At 65.7% G+C, this 22,429-nt stretch carries 21 protein-coding genes; 17 read left to right on the top strand and 4 right to left on the bottom strand.

The window, feature by feature from the left end:
• The first annotated feature begins 25 nt into the window (after positions 1-25).
• From ACVINW_RS35480 to ACVINW_RS35430, 11 genes are all read left to right on the top strand, one after another.
• Positions 26-700 (top strand): helix-turn-helix transcriptional regulator, encoded by a 675-nt coding sequence (locus tag ACVINW_RS35480; protein WP_212023088.1) that lies wholly within the window; start codon positions 26-28, stop codon positions 698-700.
• Between the two features lie 332 nt (positions 701-1,032).
• On the top strand, positions 1,033-2,610 hold the full coding sequence (locus tag ACVINW_RS35475) for a gamma-glutamyltransferase family protein (RefSeq protein ID WP_456755580.1): 1,578 nt from the start codon (positions 1,033-1,035) through the stop codon (positions 2,608-2,610).
• Positions 2,611-2,931: 321 nt separating this feature from the next.
• Positions 2,932-4,599 (top strand): amidohydrolase, encoded by a 1,668-nt coding sequence (locus tag ACVINW_RS35470; RefSeq protein ID WP_456755579.1) that lies wholly within the window; start codon positions 2,932-2,934, stop codon positions 4,597-4,599.
• Entirely contained in the window at positions 4,599-5,687 is a 1,089-nt protein-coding gene (locus tag ACVINW_RS35465) for a CobW family GTP-binding protein (protein WP_456755578.1), read from the top strand. Before ACVINW_RS35470 ends, ACVINW_RS35465 begins: the two co-directional genes overlap by 1 nt.
• 46 nt (positions 5,688-5,733) lie before the next feature.
• Positions 5,734-7,047, top strand: a complete 1,314-nt coding sequence (locus tag ACVINW_RS35460) for an ABC transporter substrate-binding protein (RefSeq protein WP_456755577.1) — start codon at positions 5,734-5,736, stop codon at positions 7,045-7,047.
• A 1-nt stretch (position 7,048) separates the two neighbouring features.
• Positions 7,049-7,780 (top strand): ABC transporter ATP-binding protein, encoded by a 732-nt coding sequence (locus tag ACVINW_RS35455; RefSeq protein ID WP_456755576.1) that lies wholly within the window; start codon positions 7,049-7,051, stop codon positions 7,778-7,780.
• The gene (locus ACVINW_RS35450; protein ID WP_456755575.1) at positions 7,767-8,465 is read left to right on the top strand and encodes an ABC transporter ATP-binding protein; all 699 of its coding nucleotides are present in this window, start codon (positions 7,767-7,769) and stop codon (positions 8,463-8,465) included. Before ACVINW_RS35455 ends, ACVINW_RS35450 begins: the two co-directional genes overlap by 14 nt.
• Positions 8,466-8,483: 18 nt before the next feature.
• On the top strand, positions 8,484-9,350 hold the full coding sequence (locus ACVINW_RS35445) for a branched-chain amino acid ABC transporter permease (RefSeq protein ID WP_229182581.1): 867 nt from the start codon (positions 8,484-8,486) through the stop codon (positions 9,348-9,350).
• Between the two features lie 26 nt (positions 9,351-9,376).
• Positions 9,377-10,375 carry a branched-chain amino acid ABC transporter permease gene (locus tag ACVINW_RS35440; RefSeq protein ID WP_456755574.1) on the top strand — a complete coding sequence of 333 codons (999 nt, stop codon included), beginning with the start codon at positions 9,377-9,379 and terminating at the stop codon, positions 10,373-10,375.
• A 65-nt stretch (positions 10,376-10,440) separates the two neighbouring features.
• Positions 10,441-12,453 carry a copper amine oxidase gene (locus tag ACVINW_RS35435; RefSeq protein WP_456755573.1) on the top strand — a complete coding sequence of 671 codons (2,013 nt, stop codon included), beginning with the start codon at positions 10,441-10,443 and terminating at the stop codon, positions 12,451-12,453.
• Entirely contained in the window at positions 12,450-12,755 is a 306-nt protein-coding gene (locus ACVINW_RS35430; protein WP_456755572.1) for a hypothetical protein, read from the top strand. The genes ACVINW_RS35435 and ACVINW_RS35430 overlap by 4 nt, the downstream gene beginning before the upstream one ends.
• Here ACVINW_RS35430 and ACVINW_RS35425 read toward each other — a convergent pair.
• From ACVINW_RS35425 to ACVINW_RS35415, 3 genes are read right to left on the bottom strand one after another with little or no spacing between them, the layout of a single operon-like run.
• A complete protein-coding gene (locus ACVINW_RS35425; protein WP_456755571.1) occupies positions 12,741-14,093 on the bottom strand; it encodes an aminotransferase class III-fold pyridoxal phosphate-dependent enzyme in 1,353 nt (450 codons plus the stop codon). The two genes, ACVINW_RS35430 and ACVINW_RS35425, sit on opposite strands and share 15 nt — an antisense overlap.
• Positions 14,094-14,104: 11 nt before the next feature.
• Complete coding sequence (locus ACVINW_RS35420; protein ID WP_456755570.1) at positions 14,105-14,770, bottom strand: HAD family hydrolase; 666 nt, start codon at positions 14,768-14,770, stop codon at positions 14,105-14,107.
• The gene (locus ACVINW_RS35415; RefSeq protein ID WP_456755569.1) at positions 14,767-16,029 is read right to left on the bottom strand and encodes a Tm-1-like ATP-binding domain-containing protein; all 1,263 of its coding nucleotides are present in this window, start codon (positions 16,027-16,029) and stop codon (positions 14,767-14,769) included. Before ACVINW_RS35415 ends, ACVINW_RS35420 begins: the two co-directional genes overlap by 4 nt.
• Positions 16,030-16,247: 218 nt before the next feature.
• Here ACVINW_RS35415 and ACVINW_RS35410 point away from each other — a divergent pair, with 218 nt between their 5' ends.
• The 5 genes from ACVINW_RS35410 (at position 16,248) to ACVINW_RS35390 (ending at position 21,046) form a co-directional block, all read left to right on the top strand.
• Positions 16,248-17,732, top strand: coding sequence for an aldehyde dehydrogenase (locus tag ACVINW_RS35410; protein WP_456755568.1), 1,485 nt, complete (start codon positions 16,248-16,250; stop codon positions 17,730-17,732).
• A complete protein-coding gene (locus tag ACVINW_RS35405) occupies positions 17,729-19,117 on the top strand; it encodes a transaminase (RefSeq protein ID WP_456755567.1) in 1,389 nt (462 codons plus the stop codon). The genes ACVINW_RS35410 and ACVINW_RS35405 overlap by 4 nt, the downstream gene beginning before the upstream one ends.
• The gene (locus ACVINW_RS35400) at positions 19,117-19,914 is read left to right on the top strand and encodes an SDR family oxidoreductase (protein ID WP_456755566.1); all 798 of its coding nucleotides are present in this window, start codon (positions 19,117-19,119) and stop codon (positions 19,912-19,914) included. The genes ACVINW_RS35405 and ACVINW_RS35400 overlap by 1 nt, the downstream gene beginning before the upstream one ends.
• Positions 19,914-20,684: an SDR family NAD(P)-dependent oxidoreductase gene (locus tag ACVINW_RS35395; RefSeq protein WP_456755565.1), complete on the top strand. Its 771-nt coding sequence runs from the start codon at positions 19,914-19,916 to the stop codon at positions 20,682-20,684. The genes ACVINW_RS35400 and ACVINW_RS35395 overlap by 1 nt, the downstream gene beginning before the upstream one ends.
• Before the next feature lie 98 nt (positions 20,685-20,782).
• Positions 20,783-21,046: a hypothetical protein gene (locus ACVINW_RS35390; protein ID WP_456755564.1), complete on the top strand. Its 264-nt coding sequence runs from the start codon at positions 20,783-20,785 to the stop codon at positions 21,044-21,046.
• 66 nt (positions 21,047-21,112) lie between these two features.
• Here the strand turns inward: ACVINW_RS35390 and ACVINW_RS35385 are convergent, their stop codons facing one another.
• A complete protein-coding gene (locus ACVINW_RS35385) occupies positions 21,113-21,685 on the bottom strand; it encodes a hypothetical protein (protein WP_456755563.1) in 573 nt (190 codons plus the stop codon).
• 108 nt (positions 21,686-21,793) lie between these two features.
• On the opposite strand from ACVINW_RS35385, the gene ACVINW_RS35380 reads away from it, so the two are divergent.
• Positions 21,794-22,345: a hypothetical protein gene (locus ACVINW_RS35380; RefSeq protein WP_456755562.1), complete on the top strand. Its 552-nt coding sequence runs from the start codon at positions 21,794-21,796 to the stop codon at positions 22,343-22,345.
• The last annotated feature ends 84 nt before the right edge of the window (positions 22,346-22,429 follow it).

The following is a 22,429-nucleotide window of genomic DNA, read 5'->3' as shown; positions in this document are numbered from 1 at the left end:
ATCGGGAAACATCGGGAGGTAGGTCATGATCGCGCTTCTGGGCCGACCGGATCCGGCAACTACGCAAGCCATTCAGTTCGCACGCGGAATTCTCGAGGGGTCGGCGACGGCGTTCTACGAGGTCGACGGCAACCTGACCCTCAACCGCTTCGTGCTCTCCAGCAACGTGCCGCCGAGTTTCCACGACCAGTATCTGGCCGGCATGAACCGACTCGATCCGTTGCATCCGCGCTCCGCCAGCAACCGGCCGATCGCGCGGCTGAGCGTGGCGCTCAACCAATGCGCGACCCAGGAGGCCGCGACCTACCGCGCCTTCGCCGGGCAATGCGGCGTCGCCGACATGATCGAGTTCTTCTTCCGCCGCAATGACCGGATCGTCGCCGGCATGAGCGTGCTGTGGGCGCCGGGTTGCACCATCCCCGACGGCAGCATGAACATCGCGGAGAAGATCCATGATTATCTCGAATTCAACCTGACCAGCCGGCTATCGTCGAATGCCGACGAGCCGGCGCGCTACGGCCTGACCTCGCGCGAGATGGAAGTCGTCGAGCTCTTGTGCTGCGGCCGCACCAACCGCGAGATCGGCGAGTGCCTGAACATCGGGCTGGCGACGGTGAAGACCCATCTGATCCACATCTTCGAGAAGCTCGGCGTCGAGACCCGCTCCGCCGTCGTGGCGATGATGTCGCGGCCGCATTGAGGGTGTGAGCTCACGGCTCTATCCACGCGTCGTCCCGGCCTAGTGCGCAATTGCGCACGGGGGCCGGGACCCATACTCCGCGGCCCGTGTTGTGAACGGGACTCGTCGTTCCAACTGCGCACAACAATCAGCATTTGTGGTTATGGGCCCCCTGAGTTCACAGGGACAACATCGAACGTGCCCGTCGATTAATTTTGCCGCAGGCCGTTCCCGATCCACCGTACGGTGGATTGCTGCCACCGCCTGCGCCAGCCGAGAGTCCCGCAAGGACCGGTGTCGTATTCGACAATGTTGGCGAGCGGCTGCCGCTCGCAGACATTGAAGGATTCGACATGCGTGATTTCATGGCCATCGGCCGCTCGGTGGCGGTTGCCGAGCGTGGCATGGCGGCAACCTCGCACCCGCAGGCGACGCTGGCCGCGGTCGAGATGCTGAAGGCTGGTGGCAATGCCGTCGATGCCGCGGTGGCGGCGGTCGCGGTGCAGGGCGTGGTCGAGCCGCAGATGACCGGCATCGGCGGCGACTGTTTTGCGCTCTATTCTCCTCACGCGGGCGAGCCGATTGCGCTGAACGGCTCGGGCCGCACGCCCGCCGGCACCGACGTCGAGAAATTTGCCGCAAGCGGCGCCCGCGACATTCCGCCGACCGCGCCCGAGGCGGTGACCGTGCCTGGCGCGATCGATGCCTGGTGCCGGCTGGTCGCCGATCACGGCAGCAAGTCGCTGGAAGAAATCTTCCGGCCGGCGATCGCGGCCGCCGAGCAGGGCTTTTGCGTGACGCCGCGCGTCGCCGAGGACTGGCGCCGCTTCCGGGCGCGGATCGAGATCGATGCCAACGCCGCGGCGCAGTTCCTTCCCGGCGGCAAGGCGCCCGAGGTCGGCGACATCCGCACCCAGCCTGCGCTCGGCCGCAGCCTGCGCCGGATCGCCCAGCACGGTCGCGAGGCATTCTACGCGGGCGAGGCCACCGACGAGATGGTTAGCATTCTGCGTGCCCTCGGCGGTGCCCACAGCAGCGAAGACTTCGCGGCGCAGAGGTCGGACTATGTGCGCCCGATCTCGGCGCGCTACCATGACCACGATGTGGTTGAATGTCCGCCGAACGGGCAGGGCTTGGCCGCGCTGATGATCCTGCGCACACTCGCCGGCTTCGACGTCGGCGCGCTGGCGCAAGCCGATCGCATCCATCTGCTCGCCGAAGCCACCAAGGCCGCCTACCGCGCACGCGACGCCTTTTTCTGCGATCCCGCGACCGGCACGGTCGATTCGCCGGCGTTCCTTGCCGAAGACTATATCGGGATGATCCGCAGCAAGATCGACATGAACCGGGCTTCCGCGCCCGCGGTCTGGGACGATATCGAACATCGCGACACGGTCTATGTCACGGTGGTCGATCGCGATCGCAACGCGGTCTCGCTGATCAACTCGCTGTTCTATCCGTTCGGCAGCGGTATCTACGCGCCGAAATCCGGCATCCTGCTGCATAACCGCGGCTGGAGCTTTCGCGCCAGGCCCGGACATCCGAATTCGCTCGGGCCGCGCAAGCGGCCGATGCACACGATCATCCCGGGCCTGCTGCGCAAGGACGGCAAGACCGTGATGTCATTCGGCGTGATGGGCGGCCATTACCAGGCCGCGGGCCACGCCAATCTGATCTCGAACATCTTCGACATGAAGATGGACGTCCAGGCCGCGGCCGAGGCGCCGCGCTCCTTCGCGTTCGACGGCGCACTGTCGCTGGAGACGACGATTTCGACGGATGTCCGCGACGAGCTGCGCGCCCGTGGCCACGATGCCCGCTTCTCCGAGGAACCGATCGGCGGCTGCCAGGCGATCCGCATCGACCATGCCCGCGGCGTCCTGTTCGGCGCTTCGGACCACCGCAAGGACGGTCTGGCGCTGGGATTCTGAGGTGCGTCACACAATTTCGGAATAATAGAACAATACCTCTGATTTGCCGGACATGTCAAGTCGCCATGTCGAGTGCCGGCACGCCGCCGGCTCCTTTGCATGGGGTTGTTTTCCAGGTTTTGGCAGTGCGCCCCCGCGGAGGCAGGCAATTCGCAATAGCCCTGCGCTTGCGGGGAGGTGGCGGAGCATCCACCGGACGGTGGATTGTTCCAAATGCCGACATGCCGAACCTTTGGCGTCACGCCGGTGTCGTGTGCGGTTCGGCCGCCGTGCACCGCACCGTGCGCGCCCCAGGCTTTCCCAATCGAGAAGTTGATCCGCATGACCAGGACATTCGCCGACACGGTCTTCCGCAACGGCCGGATCTACACGTCGAACCGGGCGCAGCCCTGGGCGAGCTGCGCGGCCGTCAAGGCCGGCCGGTTCATCGCCGTGGGCGAGCAGCGCGACGTCGCATCGCTGATCGGCGAGGGGACCGCGACGGTCGATCTCGGCGGCCGGATGGCGATGCCGGGGATCGTCGACATCCACAATCACATCATGATGGGCGGGCAGGCCGATCTCTACGAGCTGCGTTTCTCCAACGCCGACAGCATTCCAGGGATCGCCGAGACCCTGCACAAGGCGGCGTCGGCCGCCAAGCCCGGCGCCTGGATCGTCGGCGGGCAGTTCGGCAACAATCTGCTGAACGAGATGAACACCGCGGAGTCCTGCGCGCTGCTCGATGCGGCGTGTCTCGGACATCCCGTGGTGCTGCGCGACGACACCTATCACAACCGCTGGGCCAGCTCGGCGGCGCTGCGGCTGGCCGGTGTGCAGGCCGACAGCCCCGATCCGACCGACGGCGAGATCGGCCGCGACCTCAAGACCGGGACCTTGACCGGGATCATGATCGAGGCCGCCTCGGGCCTGGTCGAGCGCGCGCTCGCGGCCTCCGGTCACTACACCGCCGAGATGGACCGCGCGGCGGTGGGCCGCTCGATCTCGGTGCTGAATGCCTATGGCGTCACCGCCTTCATCGACGCCGCCAGCATGCAGCCGATCTTGGCGGCGCTGAAGGGGCTCGACGATCGTGGCGAGCTCACGGCCTGGGCGGTCTGCGCGATGCCGGTGGTCGAGCCCGGCTTCATGTTCGGCAAGTCCGGCGAGGAGCTGTTTGCGCTGCGCGAGGATTACCGCGGCGCGCATGTGAAGCCCGACTATGTGAAGGTGTTCCTCGACGGCGTGCCGGGCGCCAAGACCGCGGCCTTCCACGAGCCGTATGTCGCCGATCCCGTGCGCGGCTGCTGCTTCCGCGGCGCCACCATGTTGACCGTGCCGGACCTGATCCGCTGGCTCGGCCGCTGCGAGAAGCTCGGCCTTGCCGCCAAGATCCATTGCGCCGGCGATGCCGCGGTCACCCAGGCGCTCGACGCCGTCGATGTGGTGCGCAGCTTCAACGGCCCGACCCATCTGATCCACCAGATCGCGCATGCGAGCTATATCGCGCCCGACGACATCAAGCGTTTCGCCGAGCTCGGGGTCGCTGCCGATCTGTCGCCGATCATCTGGTACCCGACCGTCTTCCTCGAGGCGCACAAGGCCGCGATGGGCGAGGAGCGCGCGCAGCGCTTCTGGCCGAACCGGGATTTGAAGGAGGCCGGGGCGCTGATGGCCGGCGGCTCGGACTGGCCTGTCATCCCGATCCCCGATCCCTGGCAGGGCATCGAGGGCATGGTAACGAGGCAGAATCCCACCGGCGATTTTCCCGGCAAGTCGCTATGGGCCGAGCAGGCGCTCGACCTCAAAACCGTGATCGACATCTACACCATCGACGCCGCGCGTGCGGCCGGGCTCGGCCAGACGATCGGCTCGATCGAGGTCGGAAAATCGGCCGATTTGATCGTGCTCGACCAGATGATCTTCGACATTCCGCCGGATCAACTCGCCGATACGCGGGTCGAGATCACCTTCTTCGAGGGCCGCAAGGTCTACGAGCGGAGCGCGTGATGGCAGCGGTGCATCAGATCCCGGTCATGGTGCTGACCGGCTTCCTTGGTAGCGGCAAGACCACGGTGCTGAACCATCTGCTGCGCCAGAAGGAGCTCAATGGCGTCGTCGCCATCATCAATGAGTTCGGCGAGGTGGCGCTGGATCATCTCCTGGTCGAGAGCAGCGAGGATCGCCTGGCGCTGCTCGACAATGGCTGCATCTGCTGCTCGGTGCGCGAGGATCTGATCGAGACGCTGGCCGACCTCGCGTCGCGCCGGGCTGATGGCACGATCCCGCCGTTCCACCGCGTGCTGGTTGAGACCACCGGGCTCGCCGACCCCGTGCCCGTGCTGCACACGTTGATGACCGCACCCGATGTGGTCGGCCGCTACCGGATCGACGGCGTGGTCGCGACCGTCGATGCCGTCAACGGCGCGCATACGCTCAAGGCGCATGGCGAAGCCGTCCGGCAGATCGCGGTGGCCGACCGGCTGCTGGTAACCAAGACCGATCTTGCCGCCGACGATGCGCTGGCGCGGCTCGACGCGCAGCTTGCGGCGATCAATCCGGTCGCAACGCGTGCGCATGTGCGGAACGGGATCATCGATCCAGCGAAGATTCTCGATGCCGGACTGTTCGATCCGTCGTCCCGCTCGGCCGACGTCGTCAACTGGTTCGATCTGGCGGCGCAGGCGGCGAACGCACCGCACGATCGCGCCGATCACCATTGCCATGGCGAGGATTGCGGGCATCACAGCCACCACACGCACGATGCAGGCGTGTCGTCCTTCAGCCTTGTGATCGACGAGCCGATCCAGCGCGAGGCGTTCATGCGCTGGCTCGACTATGTCGCAGCCCTCAAGGGTGAAGACCTGCTGCGTTTCAAGGCAATCGTGCATGTCGCCGAGCAGCCCGATGCGCCGATGGTGGTGCATGGCGTGCAGCACGTGTTTCATCCGCCGATCACGCTTGCCGGCTGGCCGTCGGCGGACCGGCGCTCGCGGCTGGTCTTCATCGTGCGCGGCATCCCGCGCCAGATCATCGAGAACACCTTGTGCAAATTTGCCGCGGTGAACCGCAACGCGATTCAACGCTCGGCGGCGTAGGTCCGTGATCGGATAGTTTCATTATTGGTTGTGGAGGGAGAGGGACATGACTGAGACGAAGAACGGCAAGGGCGCTGGTGCGTTCAACCGGCGCACGCTGCTGAAGGCCGCCGGTATCACCGGCCTCGCATCGGCGACCAACGTGCCGCTGGTCAACATCGCGAGGGCTGCCGGCAATACGATCAAGATCGGCTGGGTCGGCTGCCTCTCCGGCGTCCGCGCACCTTTCGCCGAGCCCGACACCTGGATCCATGAACGCGTCAAGGCGCGGCTGAAGGACGGCCTGAAGATCGGCGGCAAGACCTGGCAGGTCGAGTTTGTTTTCAAGGACAATCAGTCCGATCCCAACCGCTCGTCGGTGGTTGCGAGCGAACTGGTGCTGCGGGAGAAATGCGACCTGATCCTTATCGAGGACGGCGACGCCCAGGCACCCGTGCAGGAGCTCGCCGACGCCCGGGGCATTCCCTCGATCTCGACCATGGTACCGTGGCAGGGCTGGATGTTTCCGCGCAAGTCGACGCCCGACAAGGGTTTTCCCTACAGCTATCATTTCTTCTGGGGCGCCGATGACGTCGTGAAGAATTTCCTCGGCATGTGGCAGTCGGTCGATACCAACAAGAAGGTCGGCACGCTCTACATCGACAATCCCGCCGGCCAGGCGTTCTCCGACCCGAAGGTCGGTCTGCCCGGCGGCATCACGGCGGCGGGCTATCAGGAATTCTCCGCCGGCAAATTCCAGATCGCGACCGACGATTTCACCAATCAGGCGTCGTCATTCAAGAACAGCGGCGTCGACATCGTCTCCGGCTTCACGTACGGCAATCATTGGGTGACACTGTGGAATCAGGCGGCGCAGGCTGGCTTCAAGCCGCAGATCTGCACGGTGGCGGCAGCGTTCCTGTTTCCGAGTGCGGTGAACGCGCTCGGCGATCGCGGCGACGGCATGTCCACCGAAGTGTGGTGGACGCCGGCCTATCCGTTCAAATCCTCGCTGACCGGGCAGAGCGCGGCTGAACTAGCTGCCGAATGGGAGAAGACGACCGGCAAGCAATGGACCCAACCGATCGGTTACGCGCATGCGTTGTGGGAGGTTGCGCTCGCCGCATTGCAGAACAGCGACCCAAAGGACAAGAATTCGCTGCGCGATGCCATCGCGGGTCTCGATATGGAGACGGTGGTCGGGCCGGTGAAGTTCAAGGGAACGCCGATCAAGAACGTCGCAGTGACCTCGCTGTCGGGCGGGCAGTGGCGCAAGACCAAGGGCGGCAAGTCGAAATACGAACTGCTGATCGTGCACAACGGCACCGCGCCGTTCATCCCGAAGCAGGCCGATCTCCAGCTGCTCTCCAAGCTGGCCTGAGATGGCACCGCTTCTGCGCGTCGGCGGGCTTTGCAAGCGCTTCGGCGAGATCGTTGTCGCCGACAATGTCAGCTTCGCGCTGGCGCGCGGCGAATGCCTCGGCGTGATCGGTCCGAACGGCGCCGGCAAGAGCTCGCTGCTCAACCTGATCGTCGGCCTGCTCAAGACCGACGGCGGGTCGATCATGCTCGACGGCGCTGAGATATCAGAGCTGCCGCCGCATCGCCGAGCGCGGATGGGGCTCGGGCGCGCGTTCCAGATTCCGCAGCCGTTCCCGCATCTCTCGGTCTACGAGAACGCGCTGGTCGCGGCGTCCTACGGTGCCGGCCTGTATGGCGAGGCGGCATCGGACTGGACCATGGAGGTGTTGCAGCGGACCGGGCTTGACGCCAAGGCCGACAAGCTCGCCGGCGCCCTGCCGCTGATCGACCGCAAGCGGCTGGAATTCGCCAAGGCGCTGGCGTCGAAGCCGAAGTTGATCCTGCTCGACGAGATCGCCGCCGGGCTGACCGAGCCTGAGGTCGAGCGCCTCGTCGCGATCATCCAGTCGGTGAAGGCAGACCATGCGATGATCTGGATCGAGCACATTCCCCACGCGCTGCGCGCGGTGTCGGACCGCATCCTGGTGCTCGATTTCGGCCGCAAGGTGCTGGAGGGGCCGCCCGCTGAGGTCATGGACAGCGCCGTGGTGCGCGAGATCTACATGGGATTGAAGGCCGATGGCGTTGCTTGATGTGAACGGCCTGCAGATCTTCTACGGCGATCTGCAAGCTGTGTTCGACATGAACTTTACCGTCGCCGACGGCGAGGCGGTGGCGCTGGTCGGCGCCAACGGCGCCGGCAAGTCGACGTTCCTGAAGGCGCTGGTCGGGCTCAACGAGGAGCGGCAGGGGGCGGTGCATTTCGATGGCATCGACATCTTGCAGATGCCGGCCGAGGACGTCTCGCGGCTCGGCCTCATCATGGTGCCCGAGGGCCGCCTGCTGTTTGATTCACTGACCATCGAGGAGAACCTGCTGATGGGCAGCGTCAATCGGCGCAAGGGAAGCTGGACCTTGCGGCGGGTGTTCGAGCTGTTTCCGATTCTCGAAGAGCGTCGCCGGATGTTTCCGGGCCAACTCTCGGGCGGTCAGCAGCAGATGGCGGCGATCGGCCGCGCGCTGATGTCGAACCCGCGGCTCTTGCTGTGCGACGAGATCTCGCTCGGGCTTGCGCCGGTCGTGGTCGAGCAGATCTATCGCTCCTTTGCCGATATCCGCCGCGAGGGCACTGCCGTCGTGCTGGTCGAGCAGGACGTCAAGCGCGCGCTCGCGACCTCTGAACGAATTTATTGCCTGTTGAAGGGGCGGGTGTCGCTGACCGGCTCGGCGCAAGGAATGCAGCCGGAGCAGCTGACCCACGCCTATTTCGGTAACTAGCCAGGATTGGCAACGAACATGATCTGGGTTGAGACATTGATCAACGGGGCTCTGCTAGGCGGGCTCTATGGCCTGCTCGGCATCGGGCTCGCGCTGGTGTTCGGCGTGATGCGCGTCGTCAACATCGCCCATGGCGAGTTCATGGTGCTGAGCGCATTCTGCGCCGTGCTGCTCTCCAACCTGTTTCCGCAGGTCTCGCCGCTGTTGATGCTGATCCCGGTGATCGCACTGTCCTTTGCGGTCGGCTGGCTGTACCAGGCGCTCATCGTCAACCGCGTCGTGACCTCACCCGATCCGCTGTCGCCGTTGCTTTTGACCTTCGGCGTCTCGGTGATCCTGCGCAACGTGATGGTCGAGATCTTCGGCGCCGACGTGCGCAGCCTCCAGGTCGGCGAGCTGTCGCGGGCCAGCCTCGAGGTTGCCGGCCTCAACATCGGCATCATGCCGCTGCTCACGCTGGTACTCGCTGCATTGCTGTTCATGGCGCTGCAGCTCGTGCTGCGCCATACCGAGTTCGGTCGGATCGTGCGCGCCACCGCCGACCGCCGCGACATCGTAAGGCTGTCCGGGGTCAAGCCTGACCGGGTCTACAACTATGTGATGGGCCTGTCGCTGGCGCTCGGCGCGATCGGCGGCGTGCTGCTTGCGGTGCGCTCGAGCTTCACGCCGTTCTCGGGTGCCGAGCGGCTCCTGATCGCCTTTGAGGTCGTCGTGCTCGGCGGGCTCGGCTCGTTCTGGGGCGCACTGCTCGGCGGCATCGCGCTCGGCATGGCGCAACTGATCGGGCTGAAGATCGATCCGAATGCCGGGCTGCTCTATGCGCACCTCCTGTTCTTCATCATGCTGCTGATCCGCCCGTCGGGTCTCGTGTCGAGCAGGGTGTGACGCCGATGCCGACACGGACAATTCTTTTGGCCTCTGCCATCGTGCTGGTTGCGATCATCGCCGGCGCGCCCTTCGTGCTCAACGAAGGCGTGCTGCGGCTCGCGACCGAATGCCTGCTGCTACTGACGATGGCGCAGATGTGGAACCTGCTGGCGGGCTATGCCGGGCTGGTCTCGCTCGGCCACCAAGTCTTCATCGCCTTCGGCGCCTATGCGCTGTTCCTGACCTCCGGCTGGCTCGAGGTCACCCCGATCTGGGTGCTGCCGGTGGCGCCGCTGGTGGCCGCAGCCGTCGCGGCCATCATCGCGTTTCCGCTGTTTCGGCTGCGCGACGCCTATTTCTCGATCGCGATGTGGGTGTTCGCCGAGATCATCGGCGCCTTCACGATGAAGTCGCAGGCGGTCGGCGGCACCTCCGGCGTGCCGCTCGCCACTAGCAAGCTGATCGATTTCGACTGGTTTGAGCCGACGATGTTCTGGCTCGCCGGCGGCCTGACTCTCGTCACCATCGCCGCGCTGTACAAGATGATGACCTCGAGTTTCGGGCTCGGCTTGATGAGCGTGCGCGACAATGATCTTGCGGCGATGAGCGTCGGCGTCGATGTCCGCCACAACCGCTTCATCGCCTTCGTGCTGTCGGCGGCGGGATGCGGGCTTGCCGGTGCGCTCAGCTTCATGGGCAATCTGTTCATCGCGCCGCTGGCGGCGTTCGACGTCAACTGGTCGGTCTACATGATGTTCATCGTGATCATCGGCGGCATCGGCACGCTCGAAGGCCCGATCCTCGGCGTCATCATCTTCTTCGGCCTGCGCGAGCTGATGACCGGGCCGCTCGGCCTGTCCGGCGGGTGGTATCTGGTCGGGCTCGGCGTCATCGCCGTCGTCGTGATGATCGTGGCGCCCCGCGGCCTCTGGCCGGCGTTGCGCGATCGCCTCGGCGTGCGGCTGCTCGATGTCCACCGTGCCGCGCCGCGGCCGGCCGCAGCCGCGATCCTGCCGGCCACGTCAGAACGGGTTACCGGATGAGGCAGGCCTTCACGCCGTCACCATTGCTTGTATTCTGACTGTTCTGGCTTTGAGTGGAGGGCGTGATGGCTCTGGTATTTCGGCATGGCGGATGGGCATTGGCGGGTCTGATCGTGGCGACATTGACGGTGCCGACGGCCGCGCAGGCCGAGCGCAGGATGTGGCCGCAGGCGGCCGCGATGCACCCGATGGATGGGCTCACCACCGACGAGATCCGCTCCGTCTCCGATATCCTCCGCGGCGCCGGCAAGCTCGACGATGCGACGCGGGTCGTGTCCATGACGGTCGAGGAGGATCCCAAGGACGAAGTGCGGGCGTGGAAGCCCGGACAACCGTTCACGCGGCGCGCCACTGCGACGCTGCTAAGCGGCGGGCATCTCTACGAGGCGCATATCGACCTCGCTGCGCGCAGTCTCATCGGCTGGGAGGAGATCAGGGATCATGAGGCGGCGCTGACCATCGACGAGCTGATGTCCGCCGGTGATCTGCCGAAGCAGGACCCGCGCTGGATCGCCGCGATGGCCAAGCGCGGCATCACCGATTTCAAGAACGTGCTGTGCCTTCCGCTGACGGTCGGGCCGATGACGGATCCGACGCTGAAAGGCCGCCGCCTGCTCAACGTGCCCTGCGTCGACACGTCAGGCGCCGCCAACAATCTGTGGGGCAAGCCGATCGAGAACCTGTTCGCCCAGGTCGATCTCAAGAGCAGGACGGTGCTGTCGGTGACCGATCTCGGCGTGGTGCCGCCACCGCCGCAGACGCCCTCGCACGCCTATGCCGACTCCGGCAAATACCGCAAGCCGCCGAAGCCGATCGAGATCATGGCGCCCGAGGGCAGCAATGTGAAGGTGGAGGGCGGCCAGGTCCGCTGGGACAATTGGTCGTTCCATGTCCGCCTCGAGCCGCGCGTCGGCGCGGTGCTGTCGCTGATCCGCTACGACGACCACGGCAGCTTCCGCGACATCGCCTATCAGATCTCGGCGAGCGAGATGTTCGTGCCCTATATGGATCCGACGCCGACCTGGTCGTTTCGCGCCTATATGGATATCGGCGAGTACGGCTTCGGCGTGCTGTCCAGCGAATTGCAGCGCGGCGTGGATTGCCCAGAAGGCGCACATTACCTCGATCTGACGATCTCGGACACCAAGGGCAATCCGGTCGTCTCGAAGGGCGCGGTCTGCATCTTCGAGCGCCCGACCGGCGATCCGATTTGGCGCCACAGCGAACTGCTCAACAACACCGCCGAGGTGCGGCCGAACAATGAGCTGGTGGTGCGGATGGCGCCGGTGGTCGGCAATTACGACTATCTGGTCGACTACGTGTTCGACCGCGCCGGCAACATCGACGTCAAGCTCGGCGCCTACGGCATCGACGCCACCAAGGGCGTGGCGAGCAAGACACTGAGCGACCCGACCGCCGCGCAGGATACTGCCTACGGCACACTGGTCGACGAAGGACTGCTGGCGGTCAACCACGATCACTACATGACGTTCCGGATCGACATGGACGTCGACGGCACCGCGAACCGCCTGGTCGAGGACCGCTTCAATGTCCGCCGGCTGGAGCAGGGCCAGCGCAAGAGCCTGTGGCAGGTCGACACCAGGCCGGTTCCGACCGAAGGGCCGATCACGACGCCGCTGAACGCGGCGCAGTTCAGGATCGAGAGCGCGGGCAGGACCAACAAACACGGCTACCGCACCAGCTACCAGATCATGCCCGGCCATTCCGACGTCTCGGTGCTCGCCAAGGACGATCCGATCCAGTTGCGTGCCGGCTTCAGCGCCTACACGCTATGGACCTCGGCCTATGCCCGTGACGAGCGCTATGCCGCGGGCATGTACCCGAATGGAAACCCTGAGGTCGACGGCCTGCCGAAATGGACCGCGGCGAAGCGGCCGATCGAGGATCGCGATCTCGTGCTGTGGTACACGGTCGGCTTCCGCCACGTGCCGCGCGCCGAGGATTGGCCTGTCATGCCCGGCCTGTGGCACGGCTTCCGGCTGCGGCCGTTCAATTTCTTCGATCGCAATCCCGCGCTCGACGTCCCGCCGATGGTGAACGCCCGGGATACGAAATGAAGGCCCGCATGTATCGCATCGGCGCCCTGCTGGCGTTGCTGGCGACAGCCCCAGCCGCGCTCGGCGCAGCGGCCGAAGCCGGCACCAACGATGCGTCCTTGCTCTATTTGAGCAGCGACGACTGGGACCGACAACCCGCGCCGCGCAAGGTCGCGCTCGCGGCCGACTTCATGCGGATCTTCTGCACGGTTCAGACGATGTCGGCCGCGTCGCTGGCCGACTGCCTCGATCGCGACAAGGCCGATGGCGCGGTGTTCGAGCGCGCCATAGCCTGCGTCAGCGCACTGTCAGCCGGCCGCTGAAAGGCCGGCGTCGATTCCTTCGGCGATCCGTTTCACGTCCGCCGTGGTGAGGATCAGCGGCGGGGACAGGATGAGGTTGTTGCCGGAGACCCGCAGCATCACGCCCGCCTCGTAGGCGGCGTCGGCGACCTTGGCCATCGTCTTCTTGTCGGCTGACTTCTTGCTGTCGCGATCGGCGACCAGCTCGAGCGCAGCCATCAGGCCCTTGCCCCTGACATCGCCGACCAGCGCATGCTTCGCCTTGAGCGCGGCCAGCGCCTGCGCAAGGTCCTTGCCGCGCGCAGCGGCGTTCTCGTCGAGCCTGAGGCGGCGGGTCTCGGCGAGCGCCGCCAGGCCGGCGGCGCAGCCGACCGGATGGCCCGAATAGGTGTAGCCATGGCCGATCGAGCCGAATGTCGTGGTGTCGGCCTCGAAGGCCTCGGCGACGGCTTCGCCGATCAGCATCGCGCCGAGCGGGAAGTAGCCCGAGGTGATCGCCTTGGCCATCGTCATCATGTCGGGCTTCACGCCCCACAGCCGCGAGCCCGACCATGCGCCGGTGCGTCCGAAGCCGGTGACCACCTCGTCGGCGATCATCAGGATGCCGTGACGGTCGCAGATCTCACGCGCCAGCTTCATGAAGTTGTCCGGCGGCACGATCACGCCGCCCGCACCTAACACCGGTTCCATGATGAAGGCCGCGATGGTGTCGGCGCCCTGAAACGCGATCTCCTCTTCCATCGCCGCCGCGCAGAGCTGCGCGAGCTTTGCGGGATCGGTCTCGTTGAAGGGATTGCGGTAGCTCGACGGCGCCGGGATATGGAACACGCCGGGCAGCATCGGCTCATAGTTGCGCCGGAAGTTGGCGTTGCCGTTGACGGAGGCGCCGCCGAAATGAGTACCGTGATAGCCCTTCTTCAGTGCCAGGAACTTGGTGCGATCGGCCTGGCCCTTGATCTTCCAGTATTGCCGCGCCAGCCGCAGCGCGGTCTCGACCGAGTCCGATCCGCCCGAGGTGAAGAAGGCGCGCACCATGCCTTCCGGCTTGAACCACTCGGTGAGCTCGTAGGCGAGCTCGATCGAGGGACCGCTGGAGGTGCCGCGGAAGCCTGAATAATACGGCAGCGCGCTGAGCTGGTCTGATATCGCCTGCTTGATCGGATCGCAGCTGTAGCCGAGATTGACGTTCCACAAGCCGCCGACCGCATCGATCACGGTCTTGCCGTCGATGTCGGTGACTTCGACGCCTTCGCCCTTCATCACGATCCGCGGCGGCTGCGCCCGCATCTCGGCAGGATGGGCCATCGGGTGCCAGATCGGCTTGGCGTTGTTCTCAACCAGAAAGTTTCTGTCGCGCATGATCGCCTCTGTTACTCGAACTGCAGCCCGAAATGCCGCAGCGCCTCGCCGTAGGACGCGGCCGGGTTGCGCACATCAAACAGCACCGTGCGCATGTTGCGCGCAACGGCGCCTGCGATGTTGCGGCGCTGGTCGTCGACGAAGACGCAATTGTCTGCCTCGAGCGCCAGTTCGTCCAGCACGCTTTGGTAGGCGCGGGGGTCTGGTTTCAGGATCCCGGTATGAGTCGCGTCGACGATGGTCTCGAAGCGCTCCAGGATGGACAGGCGGTTGCGGAAATCGGCGCCGTAGAACAGGTCGAGCTCGTTCGACAGGATGGCGAGCCGGAGCCCGGCATCGGCGGCGAGCTCGATCGCGCGCACCGCCTCGGGGCGGATCACGGTATCGGGATCGGCACCGCGCGCCCGTTTCACGAAAGTTTCCATGTCGCGCCAGTCTTCGCCGAGCATGCGGCCGACCTCGCGGCTGCGCGTCAGCCAGTAGTCGCGCTCCGAAATCTCGCCGCGCTGCATCGACGCCCATAGCGGGTCGCTGTCGGGCGCGAACGGTCCGAGCCATTTCAGCGTGCACGGGGCAAGCCCGAGCGTGCGCTCGGTCAGGTCATGGGTCTCGAACAGCGTCTTCGAGATCACGCCGCCGAAGTCGAGCACCAGCGCCTGGGCGTGCGGCCTTGTCATGCGGCAGCCGTCGCCCGGCCGGGGCGGACAACGCCGGCCGCGACCCAGCGGTCGAAGATGCCGAGCACTGTTTCGTTGAATGCGGCGCTGTTGATGTGATCCTTGATCTCGTGCAGCTCGACCGGGGGCTGAATCGCCGCGCGCATCGCATCCACAAAAGCGGCGAGGGCATCGGGATCGTGCAGCGCCTCGCCCTCGCGGTCCCATTGCTGGATGCCGCCGGCCGGCAGCACGAAGGCCACCGGTGCGGTGGCGCTGGATAACTTCTCGGCAATCGCGCGGGCGATGCGCTTCCGATCGGCGGCCCCAGAGGTCGCCGACGCGAGCAGCCGGTTATGCGCGTGGAACGGGCGATCCGACAGCTCCTTGGGAACGCCGAGCCAAGCCGGGAAGTCGACCATGTCGATCGCGCCGGGCGCGACGATCTGCGGAATGCCGGCACGGCCCGCATTCTTCAGCCTGTCGGCGCCGGAGTTGACCACCGAGCCGGTGAGCTGGTTGGCGACTTCCTGCAAGGAGAGATCCAGCACCGCCGCGAAGCCACCCTGAGCTGCGATCGATTCCATCGCGCGGCCGCCCATGCCTGTCGTGTGGAAGACGACGACCTCATAGCCGCGCCGTTCGAGCTGCGGCTTCAGCTCGACCATGTAGCGCAGGCAGCTCTTGCCGAGCGAGGTGATCGCGACCACCGGCCGGTCCAGGCTGGGCTTGATCGCGCTCTTCGCGGCGCCGACGATCGCGCCGCAGGCTTGCGACAGTACGGCCGTGCAGGTGCCGTTGAGGCCGTAGAGCCCGCCGGCCCACAGAATCATCATCAGGTCAGCGGCGACGCGCTCGGGCGGAATCAAATGCGAGAACGCGACGGTCGAGACGATCAGCTTGGGCAGGCCGAGCGGCAGCGCCTGCGCGACGTCGAGCGCAAGATCGGTTCCCATCGTGCCGCCGATCGCGATCATGCCGTCGATGGCATCACGCGCGGCGAGCTCGCGCGCTAGATTGGTGGCGCCGATCGCCATCAGCGACATCGCGGAATTCTCGTCGCCGCTGGATGCTATCGCCGCGATCGTGGTCTGCGCGGCGGCGGCCACCGCATGCTTGTCATGTGTGGGCTGATAGGGCGGATCACCGAGCACGCTGATGTCCATCATGATCGTGCGGCCGCCGGCGCGCGCGATGCACTCGCTCATGAACAGCAGTTCGTCGGCCTTGGTGTCTCCCGTTCCGATCAGGAGAATGCGGGGCTCTGTCATCTCAGGCATGACCTTCGGCTCGCCGGCGGCGTGAGGGATGTGGACGAGTTGGTTTGCACCCAGCGTGCGGGAGCGTTCGGCCATCGTGCGATCACGCTATGGGGACGCTCGCTGCGGTGACATCCACCTATCGGTTGATTGCTGCCAAAGCCTTGATTTGGCGAGGATTGCAACATGCCAGCGATCCCGGTCGGGAGTCGCGTTCGCCACCGTCACAATGATCCCGCATGCAGCAAGCCCAGATCGATCAACACCGCTCGGCTGCCATTCCGGCCCAGCAGCTCTTCATTGGCGGACGGCCTGCCCAGGCGGTCGGCGAGGCGCGGCTTGACGTCGTGTCGCCGATCGACGGCCAGCTGCTGACGAGCATCGCCGACGGCGATGCGGCCGATATCGGCGCCGCGGTGAGGCATGCGCGGCAGGCGTTCGAGCAGGGCAGCTGGTCGCGCGCGGTCCCGACGCAGCGCAAGAAGGTGCTGCTGCGGTTCGCCGAGTTGATCGAGCGGCACGCCCTCGAGATCGCGGTGCTCGGCGTGCGCGACAACGGCACCGAGATCGGCATGGCCTACAAGGCCGAACCGCTGTCGGCGGCCGGCACGATCCGCTACTACGCCGAGGCGATCGACAAGGTGTATGGCGAGATCGCACCAACCTCAGGCGACGTGCTCGGGCTGGTGCATCGCGAGCCGCTCGGTGTCGTCGGTGTGATCGTGCCGTGGAATTTTCCGCTGATGATCGGAGCGTGGAAGATCGGTCCGGCGCTCGCCGCCGGAAATTCGGTCGTGGTCAAGCCGCCGGAGCTTGCATCGCTCACGCTGCTGCGGCTTGCCGAGCTCGCGACCGAGGCGGGGTTGCCGGATGGCGTGCTCAACGTCGTCACCGGCCGCGGCGCATCGGCCGGCGAGGCGCTTGCGCTGCATATGGATGTCGACGCGCTCGCCTTCACCGGCTCGGGCGCGATCGGGCGGCGGCTGCTGGAATGTTCGGCGCGGTCGAACCTGAAACGCGTGCATCTCGAGCTTGGCGGCAAGTCGCCCAATATCGTGTTCGCCGATGTGCCCGACATCAAGCATGCGGCCAAGGTCTCCGCGAACGGCATCTTCCGGAATTCGGGCCAGGTCTGCGTCGCCGGCTCGCGGCTGCTCGTGCAGTCGCAGGTCTACGATCGCTTCATGGCTGAGCTGCTTGAGGCCACCGCCAGGCTTCGCGTCGGCGATCCCCTCGAATTGACGTCTGATATCGGTGCCGTCGCCAGCAAGGTGCAGTTGCGCAAGAATCTCGACGCTGTTGTCCGCGCGGAAGCGCAGGGCGCGAAGCGGCTGGTTGGCGGCGAGCAGATCCGCGCCGACAGCGGCGGCAACTTCATGGCGCCGGCGATCCTCACCGAGGTGACGCCGGCGATGGAGGTGTGGCGCGAGGAGGTGTTCGGCCCGGTGCTGTCGGTCACGCGGTTCGACAGCGAAGAGAATGCTGTCGCGCTTGCCAATGCGACGCCCTATGGACTTGCGTCCGCAGTGTGGACCGGAAACCTTTCGACGGCGCATCGCATGGTGCGCGCCATCAGGGCCGGCGTTGTGCACGTCAACGCCTATGGCGGCGCCGACATCACGGTGCCGCTCGGCGGCTTCAAGCAATCCGGCTTCGGACGCGACAAGTCGCTGCACGCGCTCGACGCCTATACCGACCTCAAGACCGCCTGGATCGCGCTATGACATCTGCAACTGCCGAACGCTCAGGCGTTCTGAACCGATTGCTCGATGCCGAGCAGGAGCGTTTTCGCGCGCTGCATCCGCGATCGGACGCGGCGTGGCAAGACGGCAGGCAGCACTATCTTTATGGCGGTCCGTCGCACTGGATGCGACGCTGGGCCGGCGGCTTCCCGGTCTATGTCGAGGAGGCGCAGGGCGCGCATATCAGGGACATCGACGGGCGCGACTACATCGATTTCTGTCTCGGCGACACCGGGGGCATGTGCGGGCACGCGCCCGAGGCGGTGACGGAGGCGGCACTCAATCAGCTCAAGCGCGGCGCGACCATGATGCTGCCGACGGAGGACAGCATCTGGGTCGGCGCCGAATTGTCGCGCCGCTTCGGTCCGAAATACTGGACACTGACGACGTCGGCGACCGACGCCAACCGCGCCGCGATCCGTATCTCGCGCATGATCACCGGCCGGCGCAAGGTGCTGGTGTTCTCCGGCTGCTATCATGGCGGTGTCGAGGAGGCGCATGTCGAGATCCGCGACGGCCGGGTCGGGCTGCGCAACATGATCCATCCCAACGGCATCGATCATGACGCGGTGAGCCGGGTGGTCGAGTTCAACGATGTCGCGGGCCTCGAGGCGGCGCTGGCGCATGGCGACGTCGCCTGCGTGCTGACCGAGCCGTTGATGACGAATTTTGGCATGATCCCGGTCGATCCCGGATTTCACGAAGCGTTGCGCGACCTGACCCGCCGGAGCGGCACCGTGCTGATCATCGACGAGACCCACACACTGTCCTGCGGGCCGGGCGGTTACAGCCAGGCGTATGGCCTCGAGTCCGACATTCTTGTCGCCGGCAAGGCGATCGCGGGCGGCATCCCCGCCGGCGTGTTCGGCCTCAGCCAGGAGATCGCCGAGCGGCTCTGGAAGCTCGTGCCTCACGTCAATCCGCGCGTGCGGCAGTCCGCACATCTCGGCTTCGGCGGTACGCTGGCCGGCAATGCGCTGACGCTCGCGACCATGCGCGCGGTGCTGGAGAAGGTGCTGACGTCTGCAAATTATGAGCGGATGATCGGGACCGCGACCTGGCTCGCACAGGACGCGCGCCGGTTGATCGAAGCGGCCGGTCTGCCCTGGCATGTCACGCAGATCGGCGCGCGCGCCGAGATCATGTTCATGCCGCATCCGCCGCGCAGCGGTGCCGATGTCATTGCCGGCCGGCAACCCGATCTCGAGACCTTGCTGCATGCGTTCTACATGAACGAGGGCATCCTGGTTACGCCATTTCACACCATGTTGCTGATGTGTCCGGCGACCTCGGCGCGCGACGTCGACAAGCATACGGCGGTGTTCGCGCAATTCATTGATTTGCTGCGCGACGCGGGAGCAATCTGATGCAACCGCCTCCGTTTAATCTTGATGGCCGGGTCGCCATCGTCACGGGTGGAGGCCGCGGGATCGGCGCCGCGATTGTCACGCGATTCGCGCAGGCGGGCGCGACCGTTGTGATCGCCAACCGGACGCTCGATGTGGCCGAAGCGCTGGCGCGCGAGCTGGCGGCCGATGGACGTGCGGCGCATTGCGCTCCGTTCGATCGACTCGATCGCAGCAGCTTGCGCGCCATGATTGATGGTGTCGCCGCCAAATTCGGTCGTCTCGACATCGTCGTGCACAATGCCGGCGGCTGTCCGTGGGCCTCGCTGGATGAACTCGACGAAGCAAAACTCGACGAGACGCTGGCGCTGAATCTCAACGCCAGCATCTGGCTCGCCCAGGCCGCCAGTCCGCATATGCGCGCCAACAAGTTCGGGCGGATCCTCGTGACGTCGTCGGTGTCGGCGCGCGTCGCGATGGGCGGCGGCGCGCATTACTCGGCGGCCAAGGCAGGCGTCAACGCGTTCATCCGCGGCGCCGCCTTCGAGCTGGCGCGCGACGGCATCACGGTCAATGGCGTCGAGGCCGGCTTCATCGAGAAACCCGGCCGCGGCAGCATGAGCGCGCCGGAGAACAAGGCCAAGCTCGAACGCTTCATTCCGATGGGACAGATGGGCCGGGCCGACGACATCGCCTGCGCGATGCTCTACCTCGCTTCCGTTGAAGCCAGATACGTCACCGGGCAGACCATCGTGGTCGACGGCGGTTCGACCTTGCCCGAAACCGGATTTGCCGTCGAACGGCAGTGGGGAGTCTGATGCCGCGGCTGGAAGGAAAGACGGCGCTGGTGACCGGCGCGGCCACCGGGATCGGCCGGGCCACGGCCGTGCTGCTGGCGTGGAGCGGCGCGCGCGTCGTGCTGTTCGGCCTCGGCGACGCCGAGCTTCAGGCCGCGGCGGCCGAGTGCGGCGGGCAGGCGATCCATGGCGACGTCACGCGTCCGGATGACGTTGCCAAGGCCGTCACTGCCTCCGGCGCGTGGCTCGACATTGTCGTCAACGCGGCGGGTTTGATCGTGCCGGATCAGCCCGCAAACGTCTCCGACGAGGTCTGGGCCAAAACGCTCGATGTCAACCTCACCGGGACGATGCGCGTCTGTCGCGCTGCGCTCCCGTTGCTCCGGCAGCGCGGCGGCGCGATCGTCAACATCGCGTCCGTTGCCGCGTTCAATGCCAGCCCGGATAGTGCAAGCTACGCCGCGAGCAAGGCGGCCGTCGTCGCCTATACGCGTTCGCTGGCCTACGCGCATGGCGCCGACGGCATCCGCGCCAACGCGGTCGCGCCCGGCTGGGTGCGGACGCCGATGAGCGCCCATGAGATGCGGTTGCTCGCGGAGCAGAACGGCACCACGGCCGAGACCGAGTTTCGCGCTGTCGAACGGCGGATCGCCTTGGGGCGGATGGCCGATCCCGCCGAGATCGCGGCATGCTGCCTGTTCCTGGCGTCCGACGAGGCGTCCTTTGTCACCGGAGCAGTGCTGGTCGCCGATGGCGGCGGCCGCTCGCCGACACAGAATCGCGCGGTCTAGAACAGTCGATTCGCGTCCAAGTGTTGCGGCCGGCACCTTGATCAGGGCCGGCGGATTTGGCACTCTCGCGCCATCACGTCATTCGATCGAGGGGCGTTATGAACAAGTCATTTTCCGTGATCATTGCCGCGGCCGCTTCAATCGTCGTGCTGTCGTCGACGGCGGCGAAATCTGGCGAGGTCTACCCGTTTGGCGATCCGCCGTACCGGCTGGACTTCGTGCAGGAGCCTCAGATCGAATCGGGCTGCTGGAAATGGAATTGGCAGCTGTACCAGTGGCAGGACTACTGCCCGGTTTACGTCTATCCGAAGGCTTATATGTTCTCGCGCTCGTCGCGCGTTGTGCTCCGCACCAGGGGGTGAGGAGCAACCTCGCGGCTTGAAGAGCTCTGCGTCACACCGATCGGAGCGACGCAGAAGCGCGCACTCTTATGAGTGCGCGATGGTGCAGGCGATCTGCTGGTGCTTGCCGAAGTTGAGCAGCGCGTTTTCCCGGAAGCCATCCAGCCAGACGCCACGGCCGGCATAACGATAGCCGACGCCCATCGGAACGTGCCGCACATGGATGCCGCCACGTCCGGTCAGCAGCGAGGCGGTGACCACTTCGCCCTCGACGGACACGGCGCGCGGGCACAGCGGATAGTGATGGCCGTTCTCGCAGGTGAAGACGATCTCGCTGCAGGTGCCGACCGGAGCCTTGGTGATCAGGCCGAGATCAGCGGCCGCCGCTGGCCGGGAATTGCCCGACAGTGCTGCGCCCAAAGCCAGAATTCCCGCGACCATGTAGCCAATTCGAATACGCATCAGTGCCCCCTCGTCCAGCGATAGGCTAAGTAATTGAGAAAAAATATCTGGCGCTAAATGAGCAAAAAAAGCCTCCAAGGTCAAACCTGCGACAGCGGTCGGCACGGGGGTCGGGCGCTGAGTGTTGCAGGTTTGCTGCACTGGAACGGAATTGAGAGGAAGACTGTCAGGCTGCGACAACGTGCCTTTACTGGCCACAATTGGCCTGCAAGTGGTGGAAGGTATTTGAGTCGTTTCGCAGGAACTGCTTTCAGCGCCTGACCGGATCGCATCGCGAACGGGGCCGCGCGAACATCGGGGGTGGGAATGGACTTCCGTGGTGCAATCGCAGGTTCGCTCCTGACCGTGATGATGGTCTCGGCGTCTGCGCTGTCGGCTCAGGCGCAGACGCCATCTCCTCAAACCTCCAACGGCCGGTCCGCGGCAGCGCAGGGCGATCAATCGTTTTCCGGCCCGAGCTTCCGCAAGGGCTTGTGGCGCTTCATCCGCACGCTCGACGTGGTCAGGACCGCCAACAAGAATTTCAAGTATCGGGTGCTGAACGCGGAAACGACACGCTGCGTCGACCCGACCTTCGCGATGAAGGCGACCTTTTCGCCGGATCCGGTCGGAAGCTGCGTCTCCGACAAGCCTGAAAAGGTCGGCAATCAATACACCTTCGGGCACCGATGCGATTACATGGGCGCGGTCAGCACCGTCATTACGGTGCGCAGTGACGAGGCCTATACCGAGCTGAATGAGGTCAGCACCGGCGAGCATCCGAGGACCGATATGGTCGTCGCGACCAGGATCGGCGACTGCGACGACGGGACGGCCGCCAGTCCTGAAAAGTCGGCCGCCGGGCGCGTGCAGCATTAGCTGGAGATCAGGAACAGCCGGCCCGGCATCGGCGTGCCGAGGGATGGGCTTTGGCGGCCGGTGCCTCGCCCTTGACGGTGGAGA

It is taken from the genome of Bradyrhizobium sp. USDA 4461, from assembly GCF_054055655.1.
The sequence above is the reverse complement of the archived record's forward strand: the minus strand, read 5'-3'. Positions and strand labels throughout refer to the sequence as shown.